This is a genomic window from Streptomyces sp. NPDC001135 (genome assembly GCF_053598395.1).
In genome coordinates this window covers 288,088-305,092 of record NZ_JBSFKD010000004.1, presented here as the reverse complement: position 1 = coordinate 305,092, position 17,005 = coordinate 288,088, and the positions used below count along the sequence as shown (strand labels likewise).

Sequence of the window (17,005 nt, the reverse complement as noted above, 5' to 3'; positions counted from 1 at the left end):
CGGACGGCCACCATACCCCAACGGGCGCGCCCCGGTTCGGGCGGGAAAACGCATGGCGCGGCGGCGGGCGGGGTGGCTACGCTCGCGGCGATGACGACTCACGCCTCTCAGAGATCGGGGGTCCCGTCCGCGCAAGGTGAGCGCTGATGCTCCCTTCCACCGCGTACGGGGATTCCCGGCTTTCGTTGTGGCTGCGCGTACGCAGGTACGCCGTGCCACCGTCCATGATCGAGCTCGCCACCGGCCGCCGTGTCGCCGGGGACTGGGCGGGTGCCTGCGCCGCCGCCCGCATCGACGTCGACCTCGATCTGCGTTCCCTCGCCCGGTCCCACGGCCGGGAGATGGCGGCCCGGTTGCGCGCCGACCTCCGCCATCTCGCGCCCGACCTGCTGCGCTGGCACATGCCGAGGGTCGCACCCGACGGGCTGCTGCGCCCGGGCCTGACCCTCACCCTGGCCCGGTACGCGCGCCCCGGCCGGGCCGGCCCGCTGCACCTCGTGGCCCGTACGCCGCCGTCCTGGGCGGACGCCGGCCAGCGGATCAGCCTCGCGGTGTGGGACCCGTCGCGGGCGGAGACCGGCGGCCATCCGCATCCGCGCCCGAGCCGGCGCTACCGGCTCGACCTGCACCGCCACCTGTGGGACGCCCGCAGGGCAGCGGAGCTGCGCGACCGCGCGGGGGCCGACGGGACCATGCCGCCCGAGGACGCTCCGCTCGGGCTCGTACCACCCGTCCCCGGCTGTGCCGTCGGCCGGTGGGCGGCCGAGGCCGCCCTCCTGCTGGCCGCCGAGGACCGCTCCACCGGCGCCTTCGTGGTACGGCTCGGCGGCCGGCGCCGGCTGGCGCTGGAGCTGGTGGCGGATGCGGGCGGCGACTCGGGAACGGCTGTTCACTCAACTCCGGCCGCCGACAGCTGCGGTGGGGCTGGCTGGGCCTCTCCGCGGGCGGCCCGGAGCGGTGACGGGCCTGGCTGGGGCGGCCTTCCGGGCGCCTTGAGCGGTGGACCGCGCCGGGCCGACCTTTCGGACGCTCCGAGCGGGGTGCCTGGCCGGGGCAATCCCCCAGGCACCTCGAGCGGTCACCTCGACCAGGGCAATCACCCAGGCGCCTCGGGCAGTGACCTCGACCGGGACAATCCCCCAGGCACCTCGAGCAACGGGTCCCGGTGCATGACTCCCCCAGGGGACTTGGGTGGCGGCCCCGGTCCGGCTGCCGAGCGCCGGTGTCACGGAAGCCCGGATGCGGGCGCGCACGGTGCCGCGCACGGGCTGCGGGTCGTCACACAGCCTCCGCCGGGTGGGTTCTCCACGCTGCCCGTGCTGCCCGACGCGGCCACCTGGACACTGCCCGACCTGGAACTGCTCCGCGCCGGCCTGCTCGAACCGGGCCAGCTGCACCCGCTGGTCGCCGCCGCGCTGGCCCCCGGGCTGGAGCCGGCCGAACCGGTGCGTGACGACGATCCGGCCGCGGGAGCGCGGCTCGTGGAGTGCCGGGGAGCCACGCACCGCATCGGCCTGGTCGACGGCGTGCTCGCACCGCTCGATCACGACCCGGCCGAGATCCGGCGCGAGGAGTTGCTGGCCGCGCTGGGCGGCCCGCCGCTGCCCTGTCTGCGGGCCGTCGACGAGGCGCACCGGCGCCCGGACTGTCTGGCCGGGGTCCGGGACCGGCTGGACCACGGTGACACCGCCGGCGCCCTGGCGGTGGTCGAGGGCCTGCTGGGCCCCGGCGCGGTGCTGCGCGACGGTCCGCTGCGCGACGAACTGGCGGTGGCCGCCGAGCGGCGCATCAACTACGGCCTGTACCGGGCCGGTCTGATGGGCTCCGGCCGCACCTCCAGCACACGGCGCTCCCGTACCGACCGAGGACGGCGCCCCACCCGGCGCCAGGACCGCACCGTCACCTTCTTCTGAACTTCCTTCCTCCCCCTTCGACTCACACCCATGGTGATGCCTTCATGCCTTCTCACGTATCCGCAGACAAGCCCGGTACTGCCCAACTTGCTGTCGCCGCCTCGCTGTTGACCCTCCTACGGGACAGCACCACCGAACCCCGCGCCGACACCCAGCTGGAGGCGCTGACGCTGGCCGTGACCGCCGACCTCCCGGTGCTGCTGTGGGGGGAACCCGGCATCGGCAAGACGGCCGCGCTGACCCAGCTCGCCACCGCCCTGGACCTGCCGTTGACCACCGTGATCGCGAGCGTCCACGAGCCGTCCGACTTCTCCGGCCTGCCCGTCGTAGGAGACGATCCCGCGGTTCAGGGCGTCCCCATGGCTCCGCCGGACTGGGCGGTACGGCTCGTGCGGGCCGGCCGGGGACTGCTCTTCCTGGACGAGTTGTCCACCGCACCCCCGGCGGTGCAGGCGGCCCTGCTGCGGCTCGTGCTGGAGCGGCGGATCGGCGCCCTGCGACTGCCGCCGGACGTGCGGATCGTGGCCGCGGCCAACCCGCGCTCCTCGGCGGCCGACGGCTGGGAGCTGAGCCCGCCGCTGGCCAACCGGTTCGTGCATCTGCAGTGGACCCACGACCACGACGTCGTCGTACGGGGCCTGGGCGGAACCTGGCCACGGGCCACCCTGCCGCGCCTGGAGCCCGAGCGGCTGCCCGGGGCCGTGGCCTTCGCGCGGCGCGCGGTCTGCGCGTTCCTCGTCGCGCGGCCGGGGCTCGTGCACCGGCTTCCCAGCGGGGAGAGCCGCCGGGGCGGCGCGTGGCCGTCGCCCCGCAGCTGGGAGGCGGCCCTGCGGCTGATCGCCTTCGCGACCGCCGCCGGATCCTCGCGGGACGTGCTGTCGCTGCTGGTCCGGGGCACCGTGGGGGACGGTCCCGGGCTGGAGCTGCTGGCGAGTCTGGACCGGCTGGACCTGCCCGACCCGGAGACACTGCTCGCCGACCCGGCGGGCGCCGAACTGCCCGAGCGCGGGGATCTGCGGCAGGCCGTGCTGGACGGGGTGGTGGACGCCGTCCGCAAGCGTCCGGAGCGGGCCCGCTGGGACGCGGCCTGGGCGCTGCTGGTGCGGGCGATGGAGACCGGGGCACCGGACGTGGTGGTCGTCCCGGCGACCACACTGGCCTCCCTGCGCCGGGACGACTGGGACGTGCCGGCCGCGGTCGAACGGCTCGCCGGTGCGGTGTCGCTGTCCCGGCGGGCCGACGAGGCCGCCCGCCACGCCGCGCGGACCGCCGGGGCCGGCCGATGACGGCGGACGCGCCCGGCGGACTGGATGTCGGCAAGCTCTTCGCCGCGCGGCTGCACGCGGCCCGCGTCCGGCCGTACCTCGCGACGGCGCTGTTCGCGCTGCGGCCGGTGGAGTCGCGGGAGGTGCCGACGATGGGGGTCGACCGGTACTGGCGGTGCTATGTCTCCGCGGCGTTCGTGGACCGTACACCGGAGGCGGAACTGGCCGCGGTGTGGGTGCACGAGGTGGCGCACCTGCTGCGCGACCATCATGGCCGCAGTGACCGCTTCGCCCGCGAGCACCAGCTGACCGGTCCCGCGGAACGGCTGCGGATGAACATCGCCGCGGACTGCGAGATCAACGACGACGTGTTCGGCGACGGACTGGTACGGCCCGAGGACGCCGTCACACCCCGACGAGTGGGGCTTCCTTCGGGCTGGTTGATGGAGGACTACCTGCGCGGGTTCCGGCTCGGCCCGGGTCTGCAGCGGCTGGCCTGGCTGGACTGCGGCAGCGGCGCCGACGGGCTGGACCGGGCGTGGGACCTGGGGCCGGACGGCGCGCACGGGCTGAGCGAGCAGGAGCGGGACGCGGTCCGGTTCCGGGTGGCGCAGGGCATCAAGGGCAACCCGGGCAGCGCCCCGCGGGGCTGGCGCCGGTGGGCGGAGGAGGCGTTCCATCCGCCGCAGCCGTGGCGCCAGTTGCTGGGCTCGGCGCTGCGCTCGGCGGTCTCCGCACCGGGCGTGGGCGAGGACTACAGTTACGGCCGCCCGGCGCGGCGCTCGGCCGGGCTGCCCGGGGTCGTCCTGCCGAGCCTGCGGCGCAGGCCGCCCCGGGTGTGCGTGGTCGTCGACACCTCGGGGTCGGTCAGCGACGCCGAACTGGGCAGCGCGCTGCTGGAGGTGGCCGCGATCTGCCGGGCCGTCGGCGGTCGTCGGGACCTGGTCTCCGTGTTGTCCTGCGATGCGGCGGCCCGGACCGTGCAGCCGCTGTGCCGGACGGAGGGCATCGAGCTGGTGGGCGGCGGCGGGACGGACCTGCGCACCGGCTTCGCCCGGGCGCTGCGCACACGCCCCGACGTGGTGGTGGCCCTGACCGACGGTCAGACACCGTGGCCCGAGGCGCGACCGTCCTGCCGGACGGTGGTGGGCCTGTTTCCGCGAACCGGCGGGTCCTACGACGAGGACGACCCCGACTACTGTCCGGACGCACCGCCGCAGTGGGCTCGGGTGGTGACGATCGGGTCGGCGGGCGGATGAAGCCGGCGACGGCGTACAGCCGGCAGCCCATGAATGCCGACCGCGCCCCGAAGGGCCGGTGGCGGGCCGAAGGGGAGGTGGCAGGCCGAACGGCTGGCAGCCCATGGAGGCCGACCGCGCGTCCCAAGACCGACCACGAGGCGCAGTGCGACGCCGAGCGAAGGGGCAGCGACAGTGTGACCGCCAGGCAGCCGAGCGGCGGACTGGCCGCAGTGGGAAGGCAGACGCCCTGGCTGACGGCGGGCCAAAGGGCCGGCGGCAAAACAGCCGACAGGCCAAGAAGGCCGACCACGGGCTCCAGGACCGAGCACGGGCCGCGCCGGCGGTGAGCGAAGGCCGGTGGCGGTGTGACGGCCGGGCAGCCGAGCGGAGGCTCCGGCCGAGGTGGGGGCGGGCGGCCTGGAAAGCCGGCAGGGAGCCCCGCCCGTCGCTGGGCGTGCGCTCCCTGTCCTGGCCGGCCCGGGTCAGACGCCGACCGTCTCCTCGACCTCTTCCTCGGCGGCCTCCTCCTCGGCGGCGCGCTCCGTCGCACGCCCGGTGGGTGCCGGGGCCGCTGCCTGCGTCGCGGTGCCGGGGTGGCCGGCCGCGTGCCGGGCCGTGCGGGGCCGCTCGTACAGGGCCGCGATTCCGGTCACCACCAGGCCCGCCAGCAGCCAGACCACGAGGGTCCCCACGTTGCGCGGGAGACCGTCGTCACCGAAGTACAGCAGGCTGCGGACGCCCTCGACGAAGCCGGCACCGTTCCAGAAGGCGTGCAGGGTGCCGAAGAAGCCGTTCTGCAGTTCGGGGCGGAACAACCCGCCGGAGCTGGTGAAGTTGAGCATCACGAACAGCACCATCATGGTGAGTGTGGTCCACCGCTTCAGGAAGGTGTGCAGGCCGACGCCGATGAAGAGGATGCCGCCCGAGTACAGCCAGGCCATGCCCCACACGCCGGCGAGGTCGTGGTGCGCGAGGTGGAACACCGGTCCGGCGAGCAGCGCACCGATGCCGCTGACCACGGCGGAGACACCGAGCGCGAGCAGGGCCCGCGCCCGCATCGACAGGGCCGCGCCCGCGGCACCGAGGGCGGCGACGGAGGCGTAGGAGCCGATGCTGAGGGCGATCAGCAGGAAGAACAGGCCCTGGCCCGTGGGGTCGTCGGCGACCGGCTCGGCCACATCGGTGACCTTCAGCGGCACGCCCTCCTTCGCGGCGACCGGGGTGAAGACCTTCTCCACGGCCGTCGCGCCCATGTCGGAGGCGGCGCTCGCGACCAGCAGCTCGGGCGCCTTGGCGCTCGGCACGTAGGCGCCGGTCACCTCGCGGGACTTCAGCAGGTCGACGGCGCCGGCGCGGGTGGCGACCGTGCGCACGTCGAGCTTGTCCCCGGCGGTGTCCTTGACGGTCTGGGCGAAGACCTTGGCCTGCGGGGCGGTGCCGACGACGGCGACGGGCAGGTGGTGCGGCTCGGGGGTGACGAAGGCCCCCATGTACGCGAGCCCCATGCCTGTGCACATCAGCAGCGGGGTGATCAGGTGCGTCAGCACGTGGCGCAGTGCCGGTGACCTCATCGCGGGCGACCTCCAAAAGGTTGGCTAATACAACTTCCCATTCAAGTTGTACTATACAACTAGAACGCCGGAGGAGGTATTCCCGTGAACGCAGCGGAGTCGGCCGTCGAGACGATCCAGCGCGAGATGACCACCTTCGCCCGCCGGGCCCGCGCCTCGGCGGGCCGTATGCACCCCGAGCTGTCGCTGGTGTCCTACACCCTGCTCGGCCACCTGGAGGAGCAGGCGGGCTGCCGTGCGACCGACCTGGCGGCGCACTACGCGCTGGACAAGTCCACGGTCAGCCGCCAGGTGGCCGCGCTGGAGCGGACCGGGCTGATCGAGCGCCGCCCGGACCCGGAGGACGCCCGGGTCCAGGTGCTGCATCTGACGCGGGCCGGCCGGGAGATCCTCGCCCAGGTCACCCGCAGCCGCCGCGCCGCGTTCCGCGAGCGGCTCGCCGACTGGCCGGAGGAGGACCTGGTGCGCTTCGCGGCCTACCTGGAGCGGTACAACGCGGATCCGGGCGGGACCGGATCCGCCTGACCCCGCTCCCGCCCGGCCGCGCTCACGCCACCGGTACCGCGGCCCGGTCGTCCGCCGGCCGCTGCGGGGCCCGGGCCGCCAGGAACGCCGTACGGCGCCGCAGCCGGAAGCCCAGGGACTCGTACAGCCGGATCGCGCTCGCGTTCTCGGCGCTCGTGTGCAGGAACGGCGTCTCGCCGCGCTCCCGAATGCCGTGCGCGACCGCGAGGATCAGCCGGGTGGCGAGGCCCTCGCCTCGGAAGGCCGGGTCGGTGCAGACCGCGCTGATCTCGGTCCAGCCCGGCGGGTGCAGCCGCTCCCCCGCCATGGCGATCAGCGCGCCGTCACGGCGGATGCCGAGGTACGTGCCGAGTTCGAGGGTGCGCGGCAGGAACGGCCCGGGCCGGGTACGGGCCACTAGGTCGAGCATCTCGGGTACGTCCGCCGGGCCGAGGCGGACCGCCTCCGCGTCCGGGGCGGCGGCGAGCCCGTCGTCCACGAACTGCACGCCGTCCACCCGGAAGGTGATCTCCCAGCCGTCCGGCAGCGCACCGCGGTAGCCCGGCAGCGGGATCTCCGCCCCGGGACCGGCCAGCGCGGCCAGGTCCGCCCAGTCCCGCGCGTCCGGTTCGTCGGGCAGCGCCAGCCACGGGGAGACGTCGGCCGGGTAGCGCAGCACCCGGCCGCGCCGCTCGGCGAAGTGGGCGTGCGGGCCGGTCAGCGAGGCGAGGGCCGGGTTGTCGAGTACGTGCGGGGTGTCGGCGGCGCTCCGGTCGCCGGCACCCGCGCCTGCGGTGACGCTCACGCGGCCACCTCGATCACGATCTTGCCGAGGGTGTGCCCGCCCTCCACGGCGCGCAGCGCCGCACCGGCCTCCTCCAGCGGGAAGGCGCGGGTGACGTGCGGCTTCAGGGCACCGCGTACCACGAGACCGGCCACCGCGTCCAGGACCGCCGCGGTGCGGGCCCGCTCGACCCGGGCACCGCCCAGCGCGGCGACGGCCTCGAACGGCGCGCCCGCGGTGACCAGTTTGCCGCGGCCCTTCAGCAGCTCGGCGGCCTCGGTGAGCACCTGGTCCCCCACCAGGTCGTACACCCCGTCGATCCCCTCGGGCGCGGCGGCCCGCACCCGCTCGGCCAGGTCGGGTCCGGAGGACACGTGCACGGCGCCCAGCGACTCCACGAACTCCTTCTTGCCCCCGCTCGCCACGCCCACGACGCGCAGTCCGAAGGCGCGGGCGATCTGCGCGGCCGCGCTGCCGACCCCGCCGCCCGCGCCCGTCACCAGCAGCGTGGCCCCTCGGGGCAGGTCGAGCTGGCGGACGCCGTCGTAGGCGGTGGCCGCGGCGACCGGGAGCGTCGCGGCGTCGCGGAAGGACAGCGCGGCGGGCTTGTGGGCGGCCACGCCGGCGGTGAGCAGGGCGTACTCGGCGTACCCGCCGCCGGCGGTGTTGCCGAACACCTCGTCGCCGACGGCGAAGCCGGTGACGTGCGCGCCGACTTCCTCCACGACGCCGGCGGCCTCGCTGCCGAGGACCGCGGGAAAGACACGCTCGCGCTCGCCGGGACGGCGGAAGCCCTCGCGCAGCTTCCAGTCGACGGGATTGACTCCTGCCGCACGGACCGCGATCAGGATCTGGCCCGGGCCGGGGCGCGGCCGGTCCACGTCGGCCAACGCCTCGGTCTCCGGTCCGCCGTGCCGCGTGTGGACGTACGCCTTGGGCATGCTCTTCCTCGCTTCTCTCGCGCTGTCGCCGGTGTACCGGTGCCGGCATCGAGCGCAAAGGAGAAGCGTGGCGGGGCTATTCCCCTGGTCGGGAAGAGTTCACACGGGCGCCATGATCAGGGGCGTGACCAGGGACTGAGCACCCCGAACGACAGCGTACGGTTGATGGATGAACGTCACGCGAGGCTTCACGGGCCGCCCGCGCGTCCACAACCCGGGGCTGCCGCCCGGGCAGTACGACGCGGGCGAGGACTGGCCCGTCCTGTCCGCCGAGGTCACCCCCGATCTCGCGCCGGCCGACTGGTCCTTCCGTATCGACGGGCTCGTCGAGCGGTCGTACACCTGGGACTGGGACGCCGCGCACGCGCTGCCGGCCTCGGCGTACGACGGTGACATCCACTGTGTGACGGGCTGGTCGAAGTTCGGCGTGCGGTTCGGCGGGGTTTCCCTGGACGCGTTCTTCAATGTGGTGCGACCCCATGTGTCGGCCACCCATGTGATCGCCCACTCCCATACGGGCTACACCACCAACCTGCCACTCGGTGATCTGACCGGCGGCCGGGCCTGGATCGTCTGGGAGTACGGCGGCGAGCCGCTGCCGTCCGAGCACGGCGGCCCGGCGCGGCTGCTGGTGCCCCACCTCTATTTCTGGAAGAGCGCCAAGTGGATCGCGGGTCTCACGCTCCTCGACCACGACGAGCCCGGGTTCTGGGAGCGCAACGGCTACCACGAGCGCGGCAACCCCTGGGAGGAGCAGCGGTACTCCGGTGACTGAGACACTGACGACGCATCCGAACACCCCGGCCGGGGCCTCCCCCGCCCCCGGCTCGGGCGTTCCCTCGAGGGCGTTCGCCGTTCCCGGCCGCATCGCCGTGAGCGAGCGGGTGGCGACGGTGTGGCAGACGGCCACACTGGCGGAGATCCGGCGCGAGACGCCGCACGCGGCCACCTTCCGGCTGGCGGTGCCGGACTGGGCGGGGCATGTCCCCGGTCAGCATCTGATGCTGCGGCTGACCGCACCGGACGGCTATGTGGCGCAGCGCCACTACTCGATCGCCTCGGCGCCGGACGACTCCGGGCACATCGAGCTGACCCTGGACCATGTGCCGGACGGCGAGGTCTCCGGCTGGTTCCACACCGTCGCCCGCCCCGGGGACACGGTCGAGGTGCGCGGGCCGCTGAGCGGGTTCTTCGCCTGGCCGGGAGACCGGCCCGCGCTGCTGATCGGCGCCGGCTCCGGGATCGTCCCGCTGATGTCGATGGTGCGGCACCACCGGCGGCACGGCCTCACCGTGCCCCTGCGCATGCTGGTGTCCGCGCGCAGCCCCGAGGAACTGATCTACGCCTCGGAGCTGGGCGCGGAGACGACGTCCGTGTTCACCCGCAGCGCTCCGCAGGGGGTGCCCGTGGGCCGTATGGCGGCCGCACATGTGGCCGCGCTCCTGGCCGAGCAGCCTCCCGGTGGGTGGGAGGCCTATGTGTGCGGGTCCAACGGGTTCGCCGAACACGCCTCCCGACTGCTGGTCGCGGCGGGCCAGCCGGTGGACCGGATCCGCATCGAGCGCTTCGGCTGATCGCGGGGCGCGCACCGCGGCCGTCGCGCGATCGTGGGGCGCATGGCGCGCTCCGCGCTCCAGACGGGCTCGAACTCGCGGTTCGCGGTGTGAGCGAGGTGCTCCGTACGGGGTACGAGACGGGTGTGGACACTCGTGTGCGTGAGCGGCGGGGGTGACGGGCCGCGGTAGGCGGCTCGTCGGCTCTCCGGCTCCGACGGTGCGAGGAGGTGGACATGCGTACCCGGGTGCGTGGCTGGCGCTGGCGGCGCAATCCGCTGCGGCGCCACTCGGATCTCGTGGAGGCGTGGACGGTGCTGATCGTCACCGTCCTGCTGTTCGTCGTCGCGCCCCTGGCCGGCGTGGCCGCGGGCCTGCGCGCGCATGACGAGGCCCGGACGCTCGCGGCTGCCCAGCGGGCCGAGCGCCATCAGGTGCGGGCGCTGGTGATCGGCGACCCGCCCGCGCGGGTGTCCGGCACCCAGGGCGACCGCGAACACCCCTATCGCGCCGAGCTCCGCTGGACCGAGCCCGGCAAGGGGGCCCGGACGGCGTGGGCCCGGGTGCCGGCGGGGACCCGCACCGGCGACACGGTCGCCGTGTGGTTCGACGCCCGGGGCCGCAATGTCGCCCCGCCGGCCGACGACGCCGCGGTCTGGCAGCACGCGGTGACCGTCGGAGTGTGCGCGGCGGGCGGCGCGGCGGCCGTCGTCCTCCTCGGACACGCCGTCGAGCGCCGGATCGCGCTGCGCCACCGGCTGGCGGAGTGGGAACGGGAGTGGGCGCGCACGGGACCGAGGTGGACGCAGCCACGGGCATGACGGCGATCCGGCCGCCGGACGGGCGCAAACCTGCTGGTCCCCTTCCGACCGCCCCCGTACGGTGAGCTGACGCTGCTTCCTTCCCAAAGGCGGTTGTGGATGGCCCTCTTCGACCTTCCCCTCGATGAACTGCGCACGCATCGCAGCGAGTCCGCCGAGCCCGAGGACTTCGACGCGTTCTGGGATAAGACACTCGAGGAGGCACGCGAGCATCAGCTGGAGGCCCGCTTCGAGCCGGTGGACACCGGGCTGTCGACGGTCGAGGTGTACGACGTGACGTTCGCCGGGTTCGGCGGGCATCCGGTCAGGGGCTGGCTGCGGCTGCCGGCCGGGGCGAGTGAACCCCTGCCGCTGGTCGTGGAGTTCATCGGCTACGGCGGCGGGCGCGGGCTGCCGCACGAGAACCTGCTGTGGGCGTCGACGGGCCGGGCGCACTTCGTGATGGACACCCGCGGCCAGGGCAGCGCCTGGGGCGCCGGGGGCGGCACGGCGGACCCGGTGGGTGCGGCACCGGCGTACCCGGGGTTCATGACGCGGGGCATCGACGCGCCCGAGAACTACTACTACCGCCGGGTGTACACGGACGCCGTGCGCGCCGTGGAAGCGGCCCGCTCGCATCCGCTGACCGACGCGTCGCGCACCGTGGTGCTCGGCGCGAGCCAGGGCGGCGGTATCTGCCTGGCCGTCGGCGGCCTGGTCCCCGACCTGGTCGCGGTCGCGCCGGACGTGCCGTTCCTGTGCGACTTCCCGCGCGCGACGGTGCTGACGGACCGCCACCCGTACCGGGAGATCGGCTTGTTCCTCAAGACGCACCGCGGCCGCTCGGCACAGGTGCAGCGCACGCTGTCGTACTTCGACGCGGTGCACTTCGCGGCCCGGGGCCGGGCGCCGGCGCTGTTCTCGGCGGCGCTGGAGGACCAGACCTGCCCGCCGTCGACGGTGTTCGCCGCGTTCAACGCCTGGGCGCACGAGGACAAGGCGATCGAGGTCTACGACTTCAACGACCACGAGGGCGGCGGCCCCTTCCACGAGGTGGAGCAGGTGCGCTGGCTGAGGTCGTACGCCTGAGGCCGCGAGCGGCAGCGGAGCCACCGGCTCCGGTCCGACCACTCGGTGCCCGGCCCGTGGAGGCGACCGGACGTCCCCGGGACCGCCTTCGGGGTCGGACCGCCCGCGAAGGAGGCCGGACGGGCGGCCGGGCCGCTCGCCGGCCGCGGCCGGCCGATGTGTCGCTGAGGTACCGGTTGGGTTTCGGCCGAACCGGCAGACCGCTCTTCCCTTGTGGTTTAGACCAATGCTAATTGTGGTCGCGCAACGAGCCCGCACGACTACGTCTTGTCACAACAGGAGGGCGCGGCATGGCCCGCACCACCCCGCACGAACCCGCGCAGAGCGACGACCGGCCCCTGTACGGGCGCATCGCGGCACTGCTGCTCGACGAACTGCGCGACGGCACCATTCCGCCCGGCGAACGGCTGCCGGGCGAACGGCACTTGGCCGCGCACTTCCAGGTCAGCCGGGAGACCGTCCGGCAGGCGCTGGAGGTGCTGCGGCGCAGCGGTCTGGTCACCACCGACCGGCGGGGCAGCCATGCCGCGCTGCCCGCCCGGCCGGTCCAGGCACAGGGGACGCCGGCCTTCCCGCTGGGCGTCCGCTCGCCGGACCCGTCCGCGGTCGACCGGGCCACGGTCACCTGGGAGACTCCGCCACCGGATCACGCGCGGGCGTTGGGCCTGGACCCGCACCGGCCGACACTCGTGCACCGCTACCGGTCGGCCACGCCGGACGGCCGGTCGCTGCGGACGGCGGTGACGTCGTTCTCGGCGGTGGCGCTGGCCGAGGTCACGGAGCTGGCCCGCTACCGGGACCGGGCCGACGGTGCCACGCCCGCGCATCTGCGGCGGGCCTACGACTGGATGCGCAAGGCCGGCCTGTCCCTGCACCACCGCGATTCCATCACCCAGGTGGACGGCGCCTCCTCGGTGCGGGTGACCCGGCGCGTGCACGACCAGTACGCCCGGCCGCTGGAGATCACCGATCTCGTGGTGAACGCCGAACGGGACACCCTTGTCTACGAGTTCACGCTGCCCGCGGCGGGCTGAGCCCGCCGGGCCTCGACCAGCCGGGCCCGTGGGCTGCCGTCGCCGCGCCGCCCGAACTCGGGCAGGGCGTGCAGCTCGACGGTGAATCCGGCGCGCGCCAGCTCCCCGAGCACGTCGCCGAGCCGGAAGGTCCGGTAGTACATGACGAACGGCGGCCGCCAGAGCGCATTGCGCACCCGCATCACCGCGTCGAAGCCGAGCAGCACCCAGAACCCGGGCCGCGTCGGCCGGGGCGGCGCGAGCACCGGGAAGGCGAACCGGCCCCCGGGCCGCAGCACGGAGTGGACCTGGGCGAACAGCCCGGGCAGCTCGCGCGGCAGGAAATGGCCGAACGCCCCGAAGGAGACCACCAGGTCGAAGGCGGCCCGCAGCGGCAGGGCTCGGGCGTCGCCGCGCACCCAGGCGACCTCGGGCCCGCCGCCGGGCCGCACCCGGCGCCGGGCGGCGTCGAGCATGCCCGCGCTGAAGTCGACCCCGGTGACGCGCCGACGGCACAGCCCGGTCAGCACCTCCACCCCGGCACCCGTGCCGCAGCACAGGTCGAGCCCGTCCTCGAACGGCCCGAGCGGGGCCAGCGCCTTCGCGACCGACTCCAGCACCCGGTCGGGGGTCCGGAAGGGGGTGTGGTCGAACTTCGGGGCGAGGAGGTCGTAGCCGTGCTCGACGGACGACAGGGCCTGCACGGCCAGTTCACGCAGACTGGGGCCTTCGGGACCGAACATCTCCTCAGCCTAGGGCCACCCGCTCGGCCAGGACCTCGAGGGTCCGCTCGCACCAGCGCAGGTTCTCCTCCTCGAAGGCGATCCCGGCCATGAGGGTGAGGTAGGGGCCGACGCGGTCGGCCTCGCGGAGGTACGCCTCCTCGGTGCGGCCGTCGAGGAGGCGGGCCTGCACCCGCCGGTAGCGGTCGAGCTTTCCGCGCGCCCAGCCCCTGCGCTCCTCGATCAGCGCGCGGGTGACCCCGGGGTCGCCGCCGTCCATCGCCTGGATCTTGATGAGGAGTTCGTCGCGGATGGCGGTGGGCCGCTTCGGCGGCTCGGCGGCGAACGCGGCCAGCTCCGCCCGGCCGGCGCCGGTGAGCGTGAACATCCGCTTGTTCGGCCGCCGTTCCTGCTGCACCGTCCGGGCCTGGACCAGCCCGTCCTGGGCCAGGCGCTCCAGCTCCCGGTAGAGCTGCTGGGGGGTGGCGGGCCAGAAGTTCGCGAGTGAGACGTCGAAGGCCTTCGACAGCTCGTAGCCCGAGGCCTCGCCCTCCAGCAGGGCGGCCAGGACGGCGTACTTGAGCGACACGTGGACAGGCTAGCAGCCGTTGATTAATCTCATCCGCACCTATTCAATTAATTGACTATGCGAGGTGGTCCGATGCGCGCGTTCCGCGAGGCCGTGGAGGCCGGGGACATGGACGCCGTGGAGGCGCTGCTGGCCGAGGACGTCGTCTTCACCAGCCCGGTCGTCTTCAAGCCGTACCCGGGCAAGGCGATCACCGCGGCGATCCTGCGCGCGGTCTCCCAGGTGTTCCAGGACTTCCGGTACGTCCGTGAGATCGGCGACCCGGCCGGCCCCCACCACGCGCTGGTCTTCACGGCCCGCGTCGGCGACCGCGAGCTGACCGGGTGCGACTTCCTGCACCTGAACGAGGAAGGCCTGATCGACGACTTCATGGTCATGGTCCGCCCGCTGTCCGGCGCCCAGGCCCTCGCCGAGGCCATGGGCGCGCGGTTCGACCAGATCGCCAAGGAGGCGGAGGCACGGTCGGCGTAGGTCCGGCCCGGCGAGGCGGGAGCCCAAAGTCAGCCCTTCAGCCGGCCCAGTGTGGCCTTGGCGTCCTTCTTCGGCCAGTCGTCCACATCGCCGAGCGCGGGCGGGTTCACAGGCGTCATGAGGTGTGCCGTGGCGCCGTGTGTACAGCGATCGTGCACAGTCTCTTGGTTGCACGCGTGAGGGCGACATACAGGTCGCGCTCGCCGCCGGGGCGGGCTGCGGCGATCTCCTCCGGGGCGACGACGACGATCGCGTCGAACTCCAGGCCGCGGGCTTCGGAAGCGGGCACGAGGCGGGCCCACTGCGCCACATCCGCGGACGCCAACTCCTCGACCCGGTCGTCCGCGCAGATCACGGCGAGCAGGTCGTCCGGGTGCGATGCCGCCTGCGCCCGAAGCTCCCCGGCCACGGTGGTGGCGACGGAGCGGGGGCAGGCGGTGAGGTGGCGGGGAGGATCGCCGTGGCGGATCGACCGACTCGGCGTCCGACCGGGCGCGATCCGCGCCAGCAGGCCGTGGGTGGTCGCGAGGATCTCCTGGGTCGTGCGGTAGCTGACGGTCAACGTGTGCAGGGAGAACCGGTTGCCGAGATGCGGACCCAGCGCCTGGGACCAGTCGCTCGCCGCCGTCGCGGGGCCCGCCTGGGCGAAGTCACCCACCAGCGTCATCGACCTGGCCGGACAGCGGCGCATCACCATCCGCCACTGCATCGCGGTCAGTTCCTGGGCCTCATCGACCACTACGTGCCCGAACGACCGCTCCGGCAGCCCGTCCACCAGGGCCGCCGCCTCATCCAGCAGCGGTACGTCGGCATCCGTCCACGGGGCATCAGGCGACCGCAGCAGCCGGGACCGTTCGTCGCCGGCGAGCGAGGGCAGGTGCCTCGCCAACGTGCGAGCATCCGCCAGCAGGGCCCGTACGACCACTTCGGGCGTCAGCCGCGGCCAGAGGGACTCCACCGCACGGTCGACGTGGGCGTCGCCCGAGAGGTCCGCACGGACGGCGTCCGCGTCGAACACCTCAGCCGGATCCGCGGACGGCGCGTCGTCGAAGCCGAGAGCCCGCAGATCGGCCTCGGCCGCGGCATCGAGATCCATGCCCGTGCTCTCGGCGATCTCGGCGTCGATACGTTCGAGGTCCTCGACGGCGCCACGCTCCAGGGCATCCGTGACCGCGCCGATCAGGTGCTCCTTGAACACCTCCCGCGCCCGGTTGTGCGCCAGACCGCTCGCCACCGCGGCCTCCCGCGCCGCCGCGACATCCACGCTCTCCAGCCGGACCGACTGCTGCCCCACCCCGACCACGAAGCCGCCGGCAGGTGCCTGCAGGGAGTGCACCAGGTCCGCGAGCGCCTCGGCCAGCGCGGAACTCCCCTTGAGACGTGCGACATCGAACGACTCCACAGCTGCGGGCTCCACCCCGGCCAGCTCCGCGCATGTCGCCAGGAGCACGTCGTTCTCCCCCAGGGAGGGGAGCACCTGGGAAACGTAGTCGAGGAACCGCGCGTTCGGCCCGAGCACCAGCACACCGCGCGCGGCCGCTCCCGGGAACGCGTACAGCACGTACGCCGCCCGGTGCAGCGCAACCACGGTCTTGCCCGTACCGGGGCCGCCCTGCACCACCGTCACCCCCCGATGCGGGGACCGGACGATCGCGTCCTGCTCCGCCTGCAGTGTCGCCACCGCCGCACGCATCCGCCCCGTGCGCCGTGCCTCCAGCGCTTCCGTCAGCGGACCGTCGCCGACGATGTCGCCGACCGTGGCCGACGATCCGTCCAGCAGCTCGTCGCTCACCGCACGTACCGCACGGCCCTCGACCCGCAGGTGACGCCGGCGCCGCAGCCCCATGGGGTGCACGGTCGTCGCCTCGTAGAAAGGCCGCGCCGCGTCCGCTCGCCAGTCGACGAGCAGGGGCAGGTCCCGGTCACCCACGTGCAGGCCGAGCCGTCCGATGTGCAGGACGGTTCCGTCCGCGCCATCGACCCGGCCGAACGCCAACCCCTCCTCGGCCCCCTCCAGTCGACGAACCTGACGTGCCAGACGCTCCGCGGCGACATCGCGCGCGTACACCTCGCCCGCGCTGTCGGCCGACGACCCCAGCACATCCGCCAGTTGAGCCCGTGCCTCCGCCAACCGCTCATCGAGCAGCCGGTACATAGCGGCCACGTGGGTCTGCTCCACCTCGACCTGTCCTGCGGCATCCTCATTCAACTGCGGCAACAGCAGCCCTTCCGTCGACTCGGCCCCCACTATGCAGCCAGATTTCCACGAAAGTAAGGCTTGACTTACTTGTCCGAGTCAGCCGCCGCGGCTGGTCCGCCGTCACGGTTCAGGTCTGGGTGGCCTTCTGGCACCGTAGAAACCGGCTGGCCGACCAGTGTGGGCCGCGCGCAGAAGGGGCCGGGCGGCGGGGACTGCGGGTTCGGGCAGGGGCAGGCCGCCGGCTGCGGCGGGATCGCCGGCCGGTCGGCTGCGGGCGGCGGCGTGGGCATGTCCGGAACATGGTCGACGGTTGCCGGTGAAGTCCCTTGACGTCCGGGGTCGTTAGGGT

Annotated in this window: 16 protein-coding genes; 10 read left to right on the top strand and 6 right to left on the bottom strand. The window is 74.0% G+C overall.

Going from position 1 to position 17,005, the window contains the following annotated elements:
* Nucleotides 1–146 precede the first annotated feature (146 nt).
* The 3 genes from ACWC94_RS08440 to ACWC94_RS08430 are packed head-to-tail and all read left to right on the top strand — an operon-like array spanning nucleotide 147 to nucleotide 4,437.
* Entirely contained in the window at nucleotides 147–1,913 is a 1,767-nt protein-coding gene (locus tag ACWC94_RS08440) for a hypothetical protein (protein WP_450795617.1), read from the top strand.
* 44 nt (nucleotides 1,914–1,957) lie between these two features.
* Complete coding sequence (locus tag ACWC94_RS08435) at nucleotides 1,958–3,199, top strand: AAA family ATPase (RefSeq protein ID WP_450795616.1); 1,242 nt, start codon at nucleotides 1,958–1,960, stop codon at nucleotides 3,197–3,199.
* Complete coding sequence (locus tag ACWC94_RS08430; protein ID WP_450795615.1) at nucleotides 3,196–4,437, top strand: vWA domain-containing protein; 1,242 nt, start codon at nucleotides 3,196–3,198, stop codon at nucleotides 4,435–4,437. Before ACWC94_RS08435 ends, ACWC94_RS08430 begins: the two co-directional genes overlap by 4 nt.
* A 464-nt stretch (nucleotides 4,438–4,901) precedes the next feature.
* Here the strand turns inward: ACWC94_RS08430 and ACWC94_RS08425 are convergent, their stop codons facing one another.
* Nucleotides 4,902–5,990, bottom strand: coding sequence for a hypothetical protein (locus ACWC94_RS08425; RefSeq protein ID WP_450795614.1), 1,089 nt, complete (start codon nucleotides 5,988–5,990; stop codon nucleotides 4,902–4,904).
* Between the two features lie 126 nt (nucleotides 5,991–6,116).
* On the opposite strand from ACWC94_RS08425, the gene ACWC94_RS08420 reads away from it, so the two are divergent.
* On the top strand, nucleotides 6,117–6,515 hold the full coding sequence (locus ACWC94_RS08420) for a MarR family winged helix-turn-helix transcriptional regulator (protein ID WP_450795664.1): 399 nt from the start codon (nucleotides 6,117–6,119) through the stop codon (nucleotides 6,513–6,515).
* A 22-nt stretch (nucleotides 6,516–6,537) separates the two neighbouring features.
* Here the strand turns inward: ACWC94_RS08420 and ACWC94_RS08415 are convergent, their stop codons facing one another.
* Both ACWC94_RS08415 and ACWC94_RS08410 read right to left on the bottom strand, forming a co-directional pair.
* Entirely contained in the window at nucleotides 6,538–7,299 is a 762-nt protein-coding gene (locus ACWC94_RS08415) for a GNAT family N-acetyltransferase (RefSeq protein WP_450795613.1), read from the bottom strand.
* Nucleotides 7,296–8,219 (bottom strand): NADP-dependent oxidoreductase, encoded by a 924-nt coding sequence (locus ACWC94_RS08410; protein ID WP_450795612.1) that lies wholly within the window; start codon nucleotides 8,217–8,219, stop codon nucleotides 7,296–7,298. Before ACWC94_RS08410 ends, ACWC94_RS08415 begins: the two co-directional genes overlap by 4 nt.
* 169 nt (nucleotides 8,220–8,388) lie before the next feature.
* On the opposite strand from ACWC94_RS08410, the gene ACWC94_RS08405 reads away from it, so the two are divergent.
* From ACWC94_RS08405 to ACWC94_RS08385, 5 genes are all read left to right on the top strand, one after another.
* Nucleotides 8,389–8,994, top strand: a complete 606-nt coding sequence (locus tag ACWC94_RS08405) for a sulfite oxidase-like oxidoreductase (RefSeq protein ID WP_450795611.1) — start codon at nucleotides 8,389–8,391, stop codon at nucleotides 8,992–8,994.
* A gap of 4 nt (nucleotides 8,995–8,998) precedes the next feature.
* Complete coding sequence (locus tag ACWC94_RS08400) at nucleotides 8,999–9,793, top strand: ferredoxin reductase (RefSeq protein ID WP_450795663.1); 795 nt, start codon at nucleotides 8,999–9,001, stop codon at nucleotides 9,791–9,793.
* A gap of 215 nt (nucleotides 9,794–10,008) precedes the next feature.
* Nucleotides 10,009–10,593 carry an Rv1733c family protein gene (locus tag ACWC94_RS08395; RefSeq protein WP_450795610.1) on the top strand — a complete coding sequence of 195 codons (585 nt, stop codon included), beginning with the start codon at nucleotides 10,009–10,011 and terminating at the stop codon, nucleotides 10,591–10,593.
* Between the two features lie 99 nt (nucleotides 10,594–10,692).
* The gene (locus tag ACWC94_RS08390; RefSeq protein ID WP_450795609.1) at nucleotides 10,693–11,661 is read left to right on the top strand and encodes an acetylxylan esterase; all 969 of its coding nucleotides are present in this window, start codon (nucleotides 10,693–10,695) and stop codon (nucleotides 11,659–11,661) included.
* A gap of 290 nt (nucleotides 11,662–11,951) precedes the next feature.
* A complete protein-coding gene (locus ACWC94_RS08385) occupies nucleotides 11,952–12,695 on the top strand; it encodes a GntR family transcriptional regulator (protein WP_450795608.1) in 744 nt (247 codons plus the stop codon).
* On the opposite strand, the gene ACWC94_RS08380 is transcribed toward ACWC94_RS08385, so the two are convergent.
* Both ACWC94_RS08380 and ACWC94_RS08375 read right to left on the bottom strand, forming a co-directional pair.
* Nucleotides 12,665–13,417: a class I SAM-dependent methyltransferase gene (locus ACWC94_RS08380; RefSeq protein ID WP_450795607.1), complete on the bottom strand. Its 753-nt coding sequence runs from the start codon at nucleotides 13,415–13,417 to the stop codon at nucleotides 12,665–12,667. The two genes, ACWC94_RS08385 and ACWC94_RS08380, sit on opposite strands and share 31 nt — an antisense overlap.
* 4 nt (nucleotides 13,418–13,421) lie before the next feature.
* Complete coding sequence (locus tag ACWC94_RS08375; protein WP_450795606.1) at nucleotides 13,422–13,985, bottom strand: PadR family transcriptional regulator; 564 nt, start codon at nucleotides 13,983–13,985, stop codon at nucleotides 13,422–13,424.
* 72 nt (nucleotides 13,986–14,057) lie between these two features.
* On the opposite strand from ACWC94_RS08375, the gene ACWC94_RS08370 reads away from it, so the two are divergent.
* Nucleotides 14,058–14,456: a nuclear transport factor 2 family protein gene (locus ACWC94_RS08370; RefSeq protein WP_450795605.1), complete on the top strand. Its 399-nt coding sequence runs from the start codon at nucleotides 14,058–14,060 to the stop codon at nucleotides 14,454–14,456.
* A 115-nt stretch (nucleotides 14,457–14,571) separates the two neighbouring features.
* Here ACWC94_RS08370 and ACWC94_RS08365 read toward each other — a convergent pair whose 3' ends face one another.
* A complete protein-coding gene (locus ACWC94_RS08365) occupies nucleotides 14,572–16,611 on the bottom strand; it encodes a HelD family protein (protein WP_450795662.1) in 2,040 nt (679 codons plus the stop codon).
* Nucleotides 16,612–17,005 lie beyond the last annotated feature (394 nt).